This is a genomic window from Micromonospora sp. NPDC049230, assembly GCF_040647875.1.
GTDB lineage: Bacteria > Actinomycetota > Actinomycetes > Mycobacteriales > Micromonosporaceae > Micromonospora.
Map to the genome: position 1 here is coordinate 34,181 of NZ_JBEZCZ010000042.1, position 16,353 is coordinate 50,533.

The 16,353-nt window shown below is 73.5% G+C and carries 12 protein-coding genes; all 12 read right to left on the minus strand.

Features of this window, described 5'->3' with window-relative positions; all coding sequences use genetic code 11:
• Positions 1-2 precede the first annotated feature (2 nt).
• On the minus strand, positions 3-926 hold the full coding sequence (locus AB0A95_RS27985; protein WP_030334877.1) for an AAA family ATPase: 924 nt from the start codon (positions 924-926) through the stop codon (positions 3-5).
• Positions 927-1,106: 180 nt separating this feature from the next.
• Positions 1,107-2,072, minus strand: a complete 966-nt coding sequence (locus tag AB0A95_RS27990; RefSeq protein WP_357558719.1) for a site-specific tyrosine recombinase XerD — start codon at positions 2,070-2,072, stop codon at positions 1,107-1,109.
• Positions 2,073-2,113: 41 nt separating this feature from the next.
• Positions 2,114-3,229, minus strand: coding sequence for an alanine dehydrogenase (ald, locus tag AB0A95_RS27995; RefSeq protein WP_357558720.1), 1,116 nt, complete (start codon positions 3,227-3,229; stop codon positions 2,114-2,116).
• A gap of 338 nt (positions 3,230-3,567) precedes the next feature.
• Positions 3,568-4,173 (minus strand): NUDIX hydrolase, encoded by a 606-nt coding sequence (locus tag AB0A95_RS28000; protein WP_357558721.1) that lies wholly within the window; start codon positions 4,171-4,173, stop codon positions 3,568-3,570.
• A gap of 52 nt (positions 4,174-4,225) precedes the next feature.
• A complete protein-coding gene (locus tag AB0A95_RS28005) occupies positions 4,226-5,977 on the minus strand; it encodes a CTP synthase (protein ID WP_357558723.1) in 1,752 nt (583 codons plus the stop codon).
• Between the two features lie 161 nt (positions 5,978-6,138).
• A complete protein-coding gene (locus AB0A95_RS28010; protein ID WP_357558724.1) occupies positions 6,139-8,538 on the minus strand; it encodes a hypothetical protein in 2,400 nt (799 codons plus the stop codon).
• Positions 8,538-9,707: a glycosyltransferase family 4 protein gene (locus AB0A95_RS28015; protein ID WP_357558725.1), complete on the minus strand. Its 1,170-nt coding sequence runs from the start codon at positions 9,705-9,707 to the stop codon at positions 8,538-8,540. The genes AB0A95_RS28010 and AB0A95_RS28015 overlap by 1 nt, the downstream gene beginning before the upstream one ends.
• A complete protein-coding gene (locus AB0A95_RS28020; RefSeq protein WP_357558726.1) occupies positions 9,704-11,386 on the minus strand; it encodes a lipid II flippase MurJ in 1,683 nt (560 codons plus the stop codon). The genes AB0A95_RS28015 and AB0A95_RS28020 overlap by 4 nt, the downstream gene beginning before the upstream one ends.
• Position 11,387: 1 nt before the next feature.
• A complete protein-coding gene (locus AB0A95_RS28025) occupies positions 11,388-12,254 on the minus strand; it encodes a hypothetical protein (protein WP_357558727.1) in 867 nt (288 codons plus the stop codon).
• A 55-nt stretch (positions 12,255-12,309) separates the two neighbouring features.
• Positions 12,310-13,254, minus strand: coding sequence for a copper transporter (locus AB0A95_RS28030; protein ID WP_357558728.1), 945 nt, complete (start codon positions 13,252-13,254; stop codon positions 12,310-12,312).
• 27 nt (positions 13,255-13,281) lie between these two features.
• Positions 13,282-14,460: a putative cytokinetic ring protein SteA gene (steA, locus tag AB0A95_RS28035; protein WP_357558729.1), complete on the minus strand. Its 1,179-nt coding sequence runs from the start codon at positions 14,458-14,460 to the stop codon at positions 13,282-13,284.
• 119 nt (positions 14,461-14,579) lie between these two features.
• Positions 14,580-16,337, minus strand: a complete 1,758-nt coding sequence (recN, locus tag AB0A95_RS28040; protein WP_357558743.1) for a DNA repair protein RecN — start codon at positions 16,335-16,337, stop codon at positions 14,580-14,582.
• Positions 16,338-16,353 lie beyond the last annotated feature (16 nt).

Sequence of the window (16,353 nt, forward strand, 5' to 3'; positions counted from 1 at the left end):
GGCTACCGCTCCGACTGGGCGGCGATCACCTCGCGGGCCAGCTGACGGTAGTTGCGTGCCCCGGAGGACGCCGGGTCCATCGTCGTGATGGGGGCACCGGCCACCGTGGACTCGGGGAACTTCACCGTCTTGGTGATGACCGTCTGGTAGACCTTGTCGCCGAACGCCTCGACCACCCGCTGGAGGACCTGCCGGCAGTGCGTGGTGCGGCTGTCGTACATGGTGGCGAGGATGCCTTCGAGCTCCAGGTCGAAGTTGAGCCGCTCGCGCACCTTGTCGATGGTGTCCAGCAGCAGTGCCACACCGCGCAGGCTGAAGAACTCGCACTCCAGCGGGATGAGCACGCCGTGGGCGACGGTCAGCGCGTTGATCGCCAGCAGGCCGAGCGACGGCTGGCAGTCGATCAGGATGTAGTCGTACTCCTTGCGGACCGTCCGCAGGACCCGGGCGAGGGCCATCTCCCGGGCGACCTCGTTGACGAGCTGGATCTCGGCGGCGGACAGGTCGATGTTGGCCGGCAACAGGTGCAGGCCCGCCACGTCGGTCTTGATCAGGACGTCCTCGGCGGTCACGTCGTCCTGCATGAGCAGGTTGTAGACGGACAGGTCGAGGTTGTGCGGGTTGACCCCCAGCCCCACCGAGAGGGCGCCCTGCGGGTCGAAGTCGACGAGCAGCACCTTGCGGCCGTACTCCGCGAGGGCCGCGCCCAGGTTGATGGTGGTGGTGGTCTTTCCGACGCCACCCTTCTGGTTGGCCATCGCGATGATGCGCGCCGGCCCGTGCCGGTCGGTGGGCATGGGCTCGGGGATGGGCTTGCGCATCGTGTAGGCAGCCGGGTCCGCGGGACCCAGGTCCGCGCCGAGCGTGGCCTGCTGCTCGCGGAGCTCCGACGTCCAGGTCTCGGCACGGTCACCGTTGCCAGCCATGTGCTCGTTGCCCCCTCCCGACGACCCACCCGGCGTCGGAGCCGTCCGACGTCCTTCGCGGCGCCGCTGCGCACCCCGGTCGTGTCGCTCCAGGAGGTCCGCGCCGATGCCGACTGTACGCCACCGACCAGCAGGGGGTTCGGCACCGGCCCGGCGTGTCGGCGCCGACCGCGACCGGGTTCAGTCCCGGGCGCGCGGATGGGCGGTGGCGTACACCTCGCGCAGCCGCTCCACGGTGACCAACGTGTAGACCTGCGTCGTGGTCACCGATGCGTGGCCGAGCAACTCCTGGACCACCCGGACGTCGGCGCCGCCGTCGAGCAGGTGGGTGGCGTACGAGTGGCGCAGGGTGTGCGGGGAGACGGCGGCGGGTCCGTCGACGGGCAGCCCGGCCCGGCCGGCGGCGCCACGCAGGATGCCCCAGGCGCCCTGGCGGGTCAGCGCGCCGCCCCGGGCGTTGAGGAAGACCATCGGGGTGCCCCGACCGGCGGCGGCCAGGCCGGGGCGGGCCCGGACCAGGTAGGCGCGTACCGCGTCGACGGCGTACCCGCCGATCGGCACCAGCCGCACCCGGCCGCCCTTGCCGCGCAGCAGCACTGTGCCCTCGTCGGTGTCCAGGTCGTCCACTGCCGCGCCGACCGCCTCGGAGATCCGCGCGCCGGTGCCGTACAGGAACTCCAACAGCGCCCGGTCGCGCAGCGCGAGCGGGGCGTCCGCGCCGGTCGCGGTGACCGGGCCGGCGGTCTCCAGCAGCCGGACCACGTCGTCGACTGGTAGCGCCCTGGGCAGCCGCCGGGGGGGCGTGGGCGGGCGGACGTCGCGGCTCGGATCGGCGCCGGCCAGGCCCTCGCGCATCGCGAAGCGGTGCAGGCCGCGGACCGCGCTGGCCGCGCGGGCGGCGGAGGAGACGGCGAGGGGCGGGTGCGTGTCGTCGCCCGCGCGCAGCCGCGCCAGGTGCGACTCGACGAGGCCGGCGCCGACCGACGCGAGGTCGGTGACGCCGGCGTCGGCCAGGGTGGCGAGATAGCGGTCCAGATCCCGACGGTACGACGCGAGCGTGTTCGCCGACAGTCCACGCTCGACGGTGAGGTGGTCGAGGTAGCCGCGCACGGCACGGCGCAGCGCCGGCGTGGGCGGTGTGCCCACGCCGGCGCCGGAGTCCGTGCCGCCGGTCAGCCCGCCGCCGCTCAGGCCAGCGCGTCGGTCAGCGGGAGCACGTCCATGCCGTGTGCCTCGGCGACCGGGCCGTAGGTGACCTGGCCGTCGTGGGTGTTCAGGCCCAGGGCCAGGGCCGGGTCGCGGCGCAGCGCCTCGCGCCAGCCGTGGTTGGCCAGCTCCAGGGCGTACGGCAGGGTGACGTTGGTCAGCGCGTAGGTGCTGGTGTTCGGCACCGCGCCGGGCATGTTCGCGACGCAGTAGAAGATCGACTCGTGCACCTTGTAGACCGGGTCGGCGTGGGTGGTCGGGCGCGAGTCCTCGAAGCAGCCGCCCTGGTCGATCGCGATGTCGACGAGCACACTGCCCGGCTTCATCCGGGAGACCAGCTCGTTGGAGATCAGCGTCGGCGCCTTCGCGCCGGGCACCAGCACCGCGCCGATGACCAGGTCGGCGTCGAGCACCGCCCGCTCGACCTCGTAGGCGTTGGACGCGATGGTCTGCAGGTGGCCGCGGTAGATGGCGTCGGCCGAGCGCAGCCGGGCGACGTTCTTGTCCAGCAGCAGCACCTCGGACTGCAGGCCCAGCGCGATCGCGGCGGCGTTCATGCCGGACACGCCGGCGCCGATGACGACGGTCTTGGCCGCGTACACGCCGGAGACACCGCCGGGCAGCACACCGCGCCCACCGCCGGTACGCATCATGTAGAAGGCGCCCACCTGCGGGGCGAGCCGGCCGGCCACCTCGGACATCGGGGCGAGCAGCGGCAGCGACCGGTCGGGCAGCTCGACGGTCTCGTACGCGATGCCGGTCACCTTGCGGTCCAGCAGCGCGTCGGTGCAGTCCTTCGAGGCGGCCAGGTGCAGGTAGGTGAAGAGCACCTGCCCCTCGCGCATCCGGTGGTACTCCTCGGCGATCGGCTCCTTGACCTTGAGCACCAGCTCGGCGGTCTCCCACACCTCGTCGGCGGTGGCGAGGATCGTCGCGCCGGCGGCGGCGAACTCCTCGTCGGTGATGCTGGAGCCGACACCGGCACCGGCCTCGACGAAGACCTGGTGACCACCGCGGGTGAACTCGTTGACGCCCGCTGGCGTGATCGCCACGCGGTACTCGTGGTTCTTGATCTCGCGTGGGATTCCGACCTTCACGATGCAGACACCTCTCTTCGGGGCTGCGCTCCCCCGACTGCTCGGTGCCGCGATGGCCCCTTTGCCACCACGGTCCACCGGTCCCGCGGCGGCAGTCTAGGCGTGCCCGACGCCGCCGTGAGCCAGCACAGTGGCATCCGGTGCCCGGGTGTCCTGACGGAGTGTCAGGGCACCTGGCGGATTCGCCGGTGCTCAGTCACCTCCGCCGTCGGAACAGGGTTCGACAATTATCGCCCCATCTGCCGCACGCCGCTGCGGACAGCCGGCGAGGGGCCCCGCGGCTGACCGCGGGACCCCTTCGCGCGTACCCCCTCGCCGGGCTGGACCGGCGGCGGTGCTCAGCGGGGCAGCGGCGCGTCCGCCCGGCGCAGCGCCGACCAGCCGGTGTCCCGGGCGCGGGCCGTGGCCAGCAGCCCGGCCACCGCGGACGCGTTGGTGATCTCACCGGCCAGGACCATGGCCACCGCCTCGTCCAGGTCGAGCCGGACGACCTGGAGGTCGGCCTCCTCGTCGCGGCGCTCGTGGCGCTCGCCGGCCGGCACCTCGGCGAGATCCCGGGCCAGGAAGACCCGGACCAACTCGTCTGTGAACCCGGGCGAGCTGTGCAGGTCGACAAGCACGTCGACCTGCCCGGCGGTGAGGTCCGCCTCCTCGGCCAACTCCCGCAGCGCGGCCGCCGGCAACTCCTCGCCGGAGACGTCCATCAGTCCGGCGGGCAGCTCCCACAGGTGCCGCCCGACCGGGTGCCGGTACTGCCGGATCAGCACCACCTGACCGGCGTCGTCGAGCGCCACCACGGCCACCGCCCCGACGTGCCGGACCAGGTCGCGCACCCCGGTCCCGCCGCCCGGCATCGTCACCTCCTCGGTGACCACGTCGAAGATCCGCCCCCGGTACCGCTCCTCGCGGGACCGCACCTCGTAGCGGTGCTCCAGCTCGCTCACGCCGTCGCCTCGCTGCGCTCGACAACGCTGCTGGTTCGCTCGCTGCGCTCGCTCACGAGGCCGACGCGGCCTTCGTCGCGGCGCCGTTGCGGGCGGCCTTGCGCGTCGTCGGGGCCTCCGTCGCCGCGTCCAGGTCGACGGGCAGTTGGTCGGCCTGCGAGTACGTCACCGCCGCCTTGACGAACGAGGCGAACAGCGGGTGCGGGCGGGTGGGGCGGCTCTTCAGCTCCGGGTGCGCCTGCGTGGCCACGAAGAACGGGTGCAGGCTGCGGTCCAGCTCGACGAACTCGACGAGCCGGCCGTCCGGCGAGGTGCCGGAGATGTGCAGACCCGCCTTGTTCAGCGCGTCCCGGTAGGCGTTGTTCACCTCGTAGCGGTGCCGGTGCCGCTCGCTGATCTCGGTGCTGCCGTACGCCTCGGCGACGATCGACCCCTCGGTCAGCGTCGCCGGGTACGCCCCGAGCCGCATGGTGCCGCCCAGGTCGCCCTTGCCGGCGACGATGTCCTCCTGGTCGGCCATCGTGGCGATGACCGGGTGCGCGGCCTGCTCGTCGAACTCCAGCGAGTTGGCGCCGTCCAGGCCGGCCAGGTGCCGGGCCACCTCGATGGTCATGCACTGTAGGCCGAGGCAGAGGCCGAGCAGCGGGATGCCGCTCTCGCGGGCGTACCGGGCGGTGCCGATCTTGCCCTCGATGCCACGGACGCCGAAGCCACCGGGGATGAGGATGCCGTCCACGCCGGCCAACGCCGCGGCGGCACCGGCCGGGGTGACGCACTCGTCGCTGGGCACCCAACGCAGCTGCACCCGGGCCCGGTGGCCGAACCCGGCCGCGCGGATCGCCTCACTCACCGACAGGTACGCGTCGGGCAGGTCGACGTACTTGCCGACCACCGCGACGGTGACGGTGTGCCGGGGGCGGTGCACCCGCTCCAGCAGGTCGTCCCAGCTGGCCCAGTCCACGTCGCGGAAGGAGAGACCGAGCCGACGCACCACGTACGCGTCCAGGCCCTCGCGGTGCAGCACCTTCGGGATGTCGTAGATGCTCGGGGCGTCCGGGGCGGCGACGACCGCCTCGGCGTCCACGTCGCAGTAGAGCGACAGCTTCTCCTTGAGCTTCACCGGGATCTCCCGGTCGCAGCGCAGCACTATCGCGTCCGGCTGGATGCCGATGTTGCGCAGCTGCGCCACCGAGTGCTGGGTCGGCTTGGTCTTCAGCTCACCCGACGGCGCCAGGTACGGCACCAGCGAGACGTGCAGGTAGAAGCAGTTGTCCCGGCCGAGGTCGTGGCGGACCTGGCGGATCGCCTCCAGGAAGGGCAGCGACTCGATGTCGCCGACCGTGCCGCCGACCTCGGTGATCACCACGTCGGGGAGCTGGCCGTCCTCGTCCGGGTCGGCCATCGCCAGGATCCGCGACTTGATCTCGTTGGTGATGTGCGGGATGACCTGGACGGTGTCGCCCAGGTATTCCCCCCGGCGCTCCTTGGCGATCACATCGGAGTAGATCTGGCCGGTGGTGACGTTCGCCTTGCCGGACAGTGCCCGGTCCAGGAAGCGCTCGTAGTGCCCGACGTCGAGGTCGGTTTCGGCGCCGTCCTCGGTGATGAAGACCTCACCGTGCTGGAACGGGTTCATCGTTCCCGGGTCGACGTTGAGGTAGGGGTCGAGCTTCTGCATCACCACGCGCAACCCGCGCGCGGTGAGCAGGTTGCCGAGGCTGGAGGCGGTGAGGCCCTTACCCAGCGAGGAGGCGACGCCCCCGGTGACGAAAATGTGCCTGGTCGTCCGTGCTGATGGGGCCAAGGCCTGCTCCCGTGTCGTCCGTCGCGGTCGTGCAGACCGCCGTGCTTGATCAGCTCAGTGATCGCGATCCACGGGATTCGACGGTAACACCTCCCGGCCGGGGACTCGCAGGCCGCACCCCGGCTGCGACACCACCGGGTCATCCGCGAGCAGGCCCGCGCTCAGGAGGCGGCAACCTCGGTCGATGACCTGTTGACCTGCCGGGGCGGCACGGGCACCGTCGGCGCGGCGTCCGGCGGCGGCCCGCTCGCGGTCGGCGCCGCCGGGTCGTCGGCGTCGGTCGCGGAGTCGTCCGGGGTCTCCGGCGGCGCGGCAGCCGTCACCGAGCCCGAGGGTGGGCCGCTGATCGGACGGGGATGGACAGCGCCCAGCGGCCCGCCGCCACCGGTCGGGCCGTCGCCCCCACCGGTCGGTCCGACCCCACCGGACCCGGACTCGTCGACGCCGTCGGCGCGGGAGCGGCCCGGCAGTGGGCGGGTCCGGTCGGCGGCATGTCCGAGGACCCGCAACGACGCCAGGGCGGCCATCGGCACCACGAGCGCGGCGGCGGCGCCCAGCACGTCGAACGCCGCGCCGTCGAGCACCCCACCGAGCACCGCGGCGACCACGGTGCCGGCCATCGCGGCCCGGACCGCCGGGTAGATGCCGAACAACCGCATCAGCCCACCCCACGGCTGCAACAGGGCGAACCACACGAGCAACCCACCGACAAGCGCCAGCACGGTCAGCGGGCTGTTGACCAACGTCTCGAAATTCTCAGTGCTGGACCGGTGCACGGTGAACCCGCCGGTGCCGTCGCCGAGCGCGGAGAGGAACCTGCCCAGACTGCCCCGCTCGGCCGCCGAACGCCGCAGGTCCACCACGGCGAACCCGATACCGACAGCGAGGGCGGCCATGGCGGCCCAGGCCAGCCGGCTGATCGTCAACCAGCCACCGGCGCTGATCACGGCGGCGACGCTGACCCCGGCGGTGAGCGCGATCGCGCCGACCGGATCGGCGCCCAGGTACGGGCTGCCGACCACCACCACGGCGAGGCCGCCCACCGCCACCATCACCGCGGGCCGCCAGCCCCGGTGCACCCGTTGGGCGAACCATCCCCCGGCGAGCAACGCACCGGCGAGGAACACGCCCAGCCCCACGGTGCTCAGCCCGGCGTACCGGCCGCCCTGCAACGCGGAGTAGCCGACCACGCCGTTGAGCTGGAGTCGGGCCCCGGTGAGCACGTCCATCCCGACGACCAGCGTGGTGAGACCGGCTACCGCGCCGAGGGGGCCGAGAGTGCCCGCGTACCCGGGGACGAACCGGACCGCCGCGGTGCCGGCGGCCACCAGCAGCGCGGTGATCCCGGCGAAGAGCCAGCCGGGGTGGTCGCCCCGCCACCAGGGCACCGCGTCGGCCAGCAGCGCCGCCGGCACCGTCAACGCGGCGGCGACAAGCAGCAGCTCCGCCACCGCCACGATCCGCCCGGGGGTCGGGCCGGTCGGCCCGGCGTGCGGGCGGGCACGGCGCAGCAGCGGCAGGACCGCCAGCGCCAGGAACACCTGCACGCAGGCGAGCAGCGTGAAGAACCGGCCGGAGACGGTCCGCTGGGCGGCCGCCTCCTGATCGGCGTCCGCCGGGGCGCTTATCGCGTCGGCGAGGTCGGCCGGACGACCGTCGGTGCTGACCGCCGGACGACCGAGGAAGAGCCGCTCCGGCATCGGCCGGCCCAACGCGGCGAGGGCGGTCGGCGCGAGGTCGACGAGTTGCAGGTACCCGTCACGGCCGGTGCTGGCCGAGGTGAGCCACCCCCGCTCCCAGCCCGGACCGTCGGCGACCGCCACGTGCAGCCGTGACGGCTGGGCGGTGTCGGAGATCCCCGCGACCAGCACCAACGACCGCGGTGGCCGTGCGGCCAGCACCCGGGCCAGTTGGGCGTCCGCCGCGCGGGCCTGCGCGGCGCGCGACGCCGGGTCGTCCCCCTCGACGGTGCCGAGGTCGACGATGCTCAACACGCACGAACCGAGCAGCGTCCGCGGATCGGCCGGCAGCGCCGCGGCGTACCTGTCGACGCGGCCGAACGGCCGGGCCGCCGCCACCGCCGCACCCGGGCCCACCGCGACGGAGCAGCGGACCGACTCCGACAGCGATCCCGGCATCGCCCCCCAGGACAGGCGCTGCTGGTTGTGCTGCACCACGCTCTCCTGGTCGGGCAGGTTCGCGCCGATGCCGTCGGGTTGTTCCACGACCACCCCGGCCGGTGGGCAACCATCTGGCGACCGGCTGCCGTTCCACGCGGCGAAGCTGCCCGCCCCCAGGGTCAGCCAGCCGTCCACCGGGCAGGTGGGGCGGTGCGCGGAACGCACCGACAGCGAGCCGATCGACCCGTCCTGTGCCATCCGCCACAGCGTCGGGGTGCTCCGCGCATCGACGTCCTCCCAGCGCAGCCCGGCGATCCCGGCGAGCACCACGAAGTCGGCGGTGCGTCGCGGGGTGCCCTGCGGCGGGCGGGCGGCCAGCGCGGTGACACCGAGCGTCACCACGAGCGCTGTCAACAGGGCGGGGGCGATTCGGCGCAGCATCACCGGTGTCCCGTTCTCGGGGCGTCGGAGTCCGGGGTGGCCGCCGGGCCGGTGCGGTCCGGGGCCAGTTCGGCGTAGAGGGCGGCAAGCGTGCGCACGGTGTCCGTCTCGGTCGGCCACGTCGCCGCCCGTTGCGCGCCCCGGCGACCCAACTCGGCCCGCGCCGCCGGGTCGTCCAGCAGCGCCCGTACCGCCGCGTCGACAGCGTCCACATCACCCGCGGGGATCAGCGTGGCGGCGTCACCGACCAGGTCCGGCAGGCCGCCGACCGCCGTGGCCACCAGCGGTACGCCGGCGCGCAGCGCCTCCTGGGCGAAGAGCTGTCGGGCCTCCCAGTCGCTTGTCACCACGGCGAGATCGGCGCCGGCGAGCAGGTCGGCCACGTCGGTGCGGTGCCCCAGCAGGGTCACCGGTGCGCGGGCCGCCGACGTGCGTGCGGCGAGCGGCAGATACGCCGGCCCGCTGCCCGCGATCACCACGACCGGCGGCGGGGTACGCGTACGCCAGCGGGCCGCCGCGTCGATCAGCACGTCGTAGCGCTTCTGCGGGTGCAGCCGGCCGACCGAGAGGATCAACTGCTGGTCCGGGCGGACGCCGAACTCGGCGCGTACCGCCGCTGGACGGCGACGCGGCGCGGGCAGCGTCGGCGCGGCGACCGGGGCGAGCCGGGCATCGGCGGCGCCCACCTCGGCGGCCCGTCGCACCAGGTCCGCGGAGGCGCCGAGCGCCACCCGGACGCCCCGGGCCACCACCCGTTCGACGAGCCGGGACACCCCTCCCCGCAGCCCCCCGGCGAGCACCGCGTTGTGCCAGGTGACGATCAGCGGGGCGGCCGGGCGGGCGAGCACGGCGACCAGGCCGGCCCGCAGGCCGTGCGCGTGCACCACGTCGACCCTGGCGGCGCTGAGCGCCCGGCGCAGCGCGAGCACCGCCCGCGCGTCGGCCGGAGTCGGGCTGGCCGGGATCTCCACCGGCTCGAACCGCGCACCGACACCTGTGAAGTCGAACTGCTCCTGGGTGGCGGCGGGCCCGCAGACCAGGACGGTGGCGCCACCCGCGACGAGGCCGCGGGCCACCGAACGGACGTGTTGGCCAACCCCGCCGGTGCTGGACGCGAGCACCAACGCGACGCTGCCCGACCAACCGGCAGGCTGAGGTGGCTCAGTCATCGCGCTGCCGTCTCCTTCCCGTCGCCGGGTTCCGGGGAGACCGGCGTCGGCCCGCCGCCCCGTGGCCCCCGCCGACCCAGACGCCGCAGCACCCCGGCGAGCAGCGGCTGCACGTCTCGTCGGTCGACGAACCAGACCACAGCGAGGAACACCGCCCCCACCAGAACCCCGGACAGCATGCCCTGACCGAGTGCCACGGCCGTCGTCGGGGTGCCGCCGCCCGGCGTGTCGAGCCATCGGGTGAGGCCCAGCCCGGCGAGCGCGGCGAGCACACCGGCGAGGCCACCGGCCGCACCGGCACGGACCGCACCGGCCAGCGCCGCCCGGCCCGCCCCGCGCAGCACGGCACCGAGCAGCAGGGCCCCGAGCACCAGCATGCCCACCGAGTTCGCGGACGTCACCGCGAATACCCGGTCCCGCAGCGGCAGCAACGCACCGAACAGCAGGACGACGGCCGGTACCACAAGGAAGCCGACGGCGGTGGCGACAGTGGCCGCCCGGGTCTCCCCCCGGGCGTAGAGCGCCCTGGTGAGCACCGCGAAGAGGCCGTAGCCGACCAGGCCCGGGGCGTACCCGATGATCGCGGCGGCGGCGGTGGGTGCGGTGGATGCCGGGAAGAAGAAATGCCCGACCGGTGCGGCGGTCCCGATCAACGCGGCAGTGCCGAGGCAACTGAACAGCAGCACCCCGCGCACGGCCGGTGCCAGCGTCGCCCGGTAGGCGTCCTCGTCACCGGCGGCCCGTGCCGCGGCCAGGGTCGGGTACGCCGCGATGGCCAGCGGCACCGCCAGCACCGCCCACGGCAGTAGGTAGACGGTCTGGGCCAGGTTGTAGATGCCCGGGTTGCTGCGCGCACCGGCGGTGACCTGGTTCAGGCTGACGATCAGGGCGATCTGCTGGGTGGTGACGGTGACCGCGCCGGCCACCGCCAACCCGCCGACCCGGGCCCGCGCGTCGGCGGGGAACCCGAAGCTGGGCCGCAACCCCAGATGGAGTCGGCGGACCGGGATCAGCAGGGACAGCGACAGCACCACCACACCGAGGGTGGTACCGGCGGAGAGCAGCAACTCCCCACCGGGACTCACCCCCCCGACGGTGGCGTACCGACCTTGCGTCGCGGTGAACCCCAGGTAGACGACGATCACGGTGAGACTGGACAGCAGCGGCGCGAGCACCGGCCAGGCGAAGCGCCGGTGCGCCTGGAGCACCCCGGTGAGCACGATGCCGACCCCGTACAGCGGTAGCTGCGGCGCGAAGACCCGCAACATCCGGACGCCGCTCTGCTGCTGGGCGTCGGTCAGGTGGTGGCCCAGCGACTCGACCACCGGCCCGGCGAGCAGCACCACCAGCACCGCGAGCGGCACCAGCAGGGCCAGCGTCCAGGTCAGCAGCGTGCCGGTGGTCCGGGCCACGGCCGTCCGGTCGCCGGCCGCGACGGCGCCGGCCAGCAGCGGTACGACAAGACTTGCCAGCGCGCCACCGGCGACGATCTCGAAGATGAAGTTTGGTACGGCGTTGGCCACCACGTAGGTGCCGCCGAGGTCGGTGGTCCCCAGACTCCAGGTGAACACGGCGGTGCGGCCGAAGCCGGCGAGCCGGCTGGCCACGGTGAGGACGGCGATGAGCGCGGCTGCTCCGGCCAACCGGCCGGCGCCGGCGAGGGGGGCCGGTCTGGTCACGTCAGTCGGCGCGGCGGCCCAGTGCGTCGAGCTCGCGCAGCCCCCGGGTCCGCTGGATGACGGCGGTGAAGCTGACCTTCTCGCTGGTGGCGGTGAGACCGGCGAGCACGGCGAGCAGAGCGGCCCGGCCGAGCGGGCCGGTGCGGGCGGCGAGCGCGACGCCGAGCAGCGCACCGAGGGCGTTCGCGCCGCTGTCGCCGAGCATCACGTCCTCGGCCAGGTCATCGCGGAGCAGGCCGGCGGCGGCACCGGCCGCGCCGGCGGCGATCCCGCCGTGCGGGCCGCCGGTCAGCGGCGCGGCGAGCAGCAGCCCGGCCTTGAGGGCGCGGCCCGGCCGCAGGTCGAGCAGGTTGAGCAGGTTGGCCGTGCCGGCGATCACACCGGCGCCGAGCAGCACGTCGACGCCGCGGCCGACGGCCCCGTGGCGCTGCCGGCGGGGGTGGGCGGCGACGCGGGGGTCGGCGGCGAGCAGCGCGGCGGCGCCCAGCCCGGCGGCACCCACCCCGACGACCTTGACCAGGCCCGCGGTGACCCGGCCCGTGCGCAGCGCGGCGAGGTGACCGGCGAAGCCCTTGGCCGCCTTCTGCTCCGGCCGTGCGCCGACCACGTCGTCGTAGAGACCGACGCCACCGGCACCGAGGCCGGCGACCAGGGCGGCCCCACCGGAGGCGCCGCTGGTGGCACCGAACGCGCCGACGGCGCTCGCCCCGGCGGCCAGCGCCGGCCCGGCGGCGAGGGTCACCGTGCGGCCCCGGAAGTTGGTGCGTTCCAGTGCCGGGCCGGCCGGGGAGGTGCGCACCTCGCGCAGCGCGTACCGCGCGGCGGCGGCACCGGCACCGGCGATCAGCAGCCGGCCCAGGACGCTCATGCGGCTGCCCTGCCGTCCGCCTCGTCGGTTACGGACACGGGGGTACGTCGTTCGCTCACTGGGGCAGTCTAGGCAACAGGCCGGAGGCGGCGTTGTCGCCGACGCCGTACTGGCCGGCCTTCTTCTCGGTGAGCTGCTGCACCAGGGCGAGGCTGGTGACCAGCTGGCCCTGCACGGTGTTGGCGTTGTCGACGGTGGAGATGGTCTGGGACAGCACCGGGTCACCACGGACCACCGAGACCAGGTTGCCGCCGGCGGAGCCGTTGCCGGCCACCACGATCGCGCCGGTCCGGTCGAACTGCTCAGCGATCTTGACGACCGACTCGTCCCGCTTGTCGGAGTCCTTGTCCACGTACGGCTGGCCGCTGACCACGACGACCGCCTCCGCCGAGCCGGTGACCTTGTTGTTGTCGGTGGTCAGGTAGCCGGCGTTGTTGTAGGCGGCGAGCACCGCCCGCCGGTCGGCGTCGCTGACCGGCGCGACGCCCTGAGCCCGGTCCAGCAGGACGCTGGCCAGCAGCGCGCTGGAGGTCTCCACGCCGTGCCCGTTGCCGGGCAGGCCGGTGGTCTGCGCGGTCGGGCGGGCGGCGGTGACGGCCAACTCCAGCAGGTTGGAGTTGTTGTCCGGGTTGACGAGCTTGTCCTGTAGATCGACCCGGCCGGTGATGGTGGCCCCGGCGAGTTGGAGCTTCTTGAGCACGCCCTCGGTGTGGTCGCGCCCGTTGGGCAGGGTGAGCACCAGCACGCGCCGCCCGGCCAGTGCGCTCGGGAGGACGACCTGGGACATCTCCTCGGCGAACTCCTCCTCCAGCCCGAGCTGCTTCTCCATGTTGTTGACCTGCTGACGCCAGTACTGGTTGTCCTTGCGCAGCCCGGTTACCTGCCCCTCGAGCGAATCGGCGACCGGGCCGTTGAGGGCGGCCGTGCCGACCACCAGGCCGATCGCCAGAGCCAGGAACACCGCGGTGAGGGACACCACGTGGTAGCGGAAGTTGATCACGCTTGCAGCCTCTTGATCGGTCGGGAACTAGAAGAGCCGGTACAGCTGGAACACGAAATTGTCCCACCACTCGGCGACCACACCCAGGTACGCCTTCCCGACGGTCGAGACAGCCACCGCGGACGCCATCGCCGCGATCGCCGACAGCACCAGCAGCAGCAGCGACGACCCGGAGATGCTCTGCCGGTAGAGCCGGCTCACGCCCTTGGCGTCGACGAGCTTGCCACCGACCTTCAGCCGGGTCAGGAAGGTCGAGGCCATCCCGCCGCGACCCTTGTCGAGGAACTCGACGAGGGTGGCGTGGGTGCCGACCGCGACCAGCAGCGAGGCGCCCTTCTCGTCGGCGAGCAGCATGGCCAGGTCCTCGCTCGTCGCCGCCGCCGGGAAGGTGATCGCCGGCACGCCGAGGCCGTTGACCCGGGGCAGGCCGGGCGCCCGCCCGTCCGGGTACGCGTGCACGATCACCTCGGCACCGCAGCGCAGCACGTCGTCGGTGACCGAATCCATGTCCCCGATGATCATATCGGGGGTGTACCCGGCCTCGACGAGCGCGTCCGCGCCGCCGTCGACGCCGATGAGCACCGGCTTGAACTCGCGGATGTAGGGGCGCAGCACGTCCAGGTCGGCCTTGTAGTCGTAGCCGCGGACCACGATCAGGCAGTGTCGCCCCTGGATCTGCGTCTCGATGTCCGGCACGCCCACACCGTCGAGCAGCAGGTCGCGCTCCTGCCGGAGATAGTCCATCGTGTTGGCGGCGAACGCCTCCAACTGCACCGACAGACCCTCCCGGGCGTCGGCCATCGCCTTGGCGACCGACTCGGCGTCCTGCAGGCTGCCGTGGGCCACCGGCTCGTCACCGGCGAAGACCGTGTTGCCCTCGATGCGCACCTGGTCGCCCTCGCGGATCTGCTCGAAGACGCCCTCACCGAGGTCGTCGAGCAGCGGGATGCCGGCGGCGATCAGCACCTCCGGCCCGAGGTTCGGGTAGCGGCCGGAGACCGAGGGCTTGGCGTTGAGCACCGCGCCGACCCCGACCGCGACGAGCGAATCGGCGGCGACCCGATCCAGGTCGACGTGGTCGATGATCGCGATGTCGCCGGGGCGCAGCCGACCGACCAGGCGTTTTGTCCGGCGATCAAGGCGCGCGGTGCCGAGGACCTTGCCCGGGTCGGAGTTTCGGTTTCGGCGCAACGTGGGTAGACGCATCGTGACCATCCTGGCATGTGAGGCAGGCTTTTCTGTCGCGACATGCCTGAGCAGGGCCGCCTACCCAGGGAAGCACACGTCGGCACAAGCCGGTGTGCTTGCGCTCACAATACGCGGCGTCACAGCCGCCTTTCCTTGGCGGCCACGGCCAGAAGCTCCTCGGCGTGAGCGATACCCAGATCAGAATCGGGCAAACCTGCCAGCATCCGGGCCAACTCCCGGGCCCGCTCGGTGTCCTCCACCACCCGCACGCCGCTCGTCGTCACCGCCCCGCCGGTGTCCTTCGCCACCACCAGATGCCGGTCGGCGAACGCGGCCACCTGCGGCAGGTGCGTGACGACCAACACCTGGTGGCTGCGGGCCAACCGGGCCAACCGGCGGCCGATCTCCACCGCCGCCTGCCCGCCGACGCCCGCGTCGACCTCGTCGAAGACCAGCGTGGGCGGGCCGCCCGAGCCGGCGAAGACCACCTCGATGGCGAGCATCACCCGGGACAACTCGCCGCCGGAGGCGCCCCGCTGCAACGGCAACGACGGCGCTCCCGGGTGGGCCAGCAACCGCAGCTCCACCTCGTCGCCACCGTCCGGTGTGACACCCACCTCGACGCCGTTGACCTCCAGCGTCGGCTCGGCCCGACCGGCCGGGCGCGGCAGCACCGCCACCTCGATCCGTGCGTGTGGCATGGCCAGACCCGCCAGCTCGACAGTGACCTGCTCGGCGAACCGGACCGCCGCCTCCTGCCGGGAGGCCGACACCCGCCCGGCCAGGTCGGCCACCTCCACGGCGAGCCGCTGACCCTCGCGCTCCAACTCGTCGAGCAGATCGTCGGACATGTCCAGGTCGGACAGTCGGGTGCGCGCCCGGTCGGCCCAGGCGATCACCCCGTCGACGTCGTCGGCGTACTTGCGGGTCAGCGCGCGCAGCGCCGCCCGCCGCTCGTAGACGTGCTGTAGGCGGGCCGGGTCCGCGTCGAGCGTCGCCAGGTACGCCGACAGCTCCGCCGACACGTCGGTGACCAGCGTGGCCGCCTCCTCCAGGCGGGCCGCCAACTCACCGAGCGCCGGGTCGGTGCCGGACTGCGCCTCCAGCGTCCGACGGGCGGTGCCGAGCAGCGCCGCCGCGTCCGGTGTCTCGTCGGCGGCCTCCGCACCACCCGCCACGCACTGTTGGGCGATCTGCGCGGCCGTGCGCAACCCCTCGGCGTGCTCCAACCGTTGCGCCTCGGTCTTCAGCTCGTCGTCCTCACCGGGCTGCGGATCCACCCGGGTGATCTCGTCGAGGCCGAGGCGCAACAGGTCGGCCTCCTGGTTGCGTTCGCGGGCGTTGCGCCGCCGGTCGGCCAGGTCGTCGACCACCCGCCGCCACCCCGTGTACGCCTCGCGCAGCGCGTCGAGCAGCTTCTCGTGCGTGGGGCCGGCGAACCGGTCCAGTGCGGCGCGCTGCTCGGCCGGGCGCAGCAGCCGCAGCTGGTCGGACTGGCCGTGCACGGCCACGGCCTGCTCGCCGACCTCACCGAGCATCGACACCGGCATGCTCCGGCCGCCGACGTGGGCGCGCGAACGCCCCTCCACCGTCACCGTGCGGCTCAGCAGCACCGAGCCGTCCTCGTCGGGCTCGCCACCGGCCTCGATGATCCGCGCGTGCACGGCGTCGGCGGCCCGCCCGTGCAGGCGCAGCCGCCCCTCCACCACCGCCCGGCCCGGCTGGGCACGAACCCGCCCGGCGTCGGCCCGACCGCCGAAGAGCAGGCCGAGGCCGGTCACCACCATCGTCTTGCCCGCACCGGTCTCGCCGGTGATGACGTTCATGCCGCCGGCCAACGGCAGCGTGGTGTCCTCGATGACGCCCAGTCCGGTGATGCGCAGCTCTTCCAGCACAGCCACCGACAGTAGA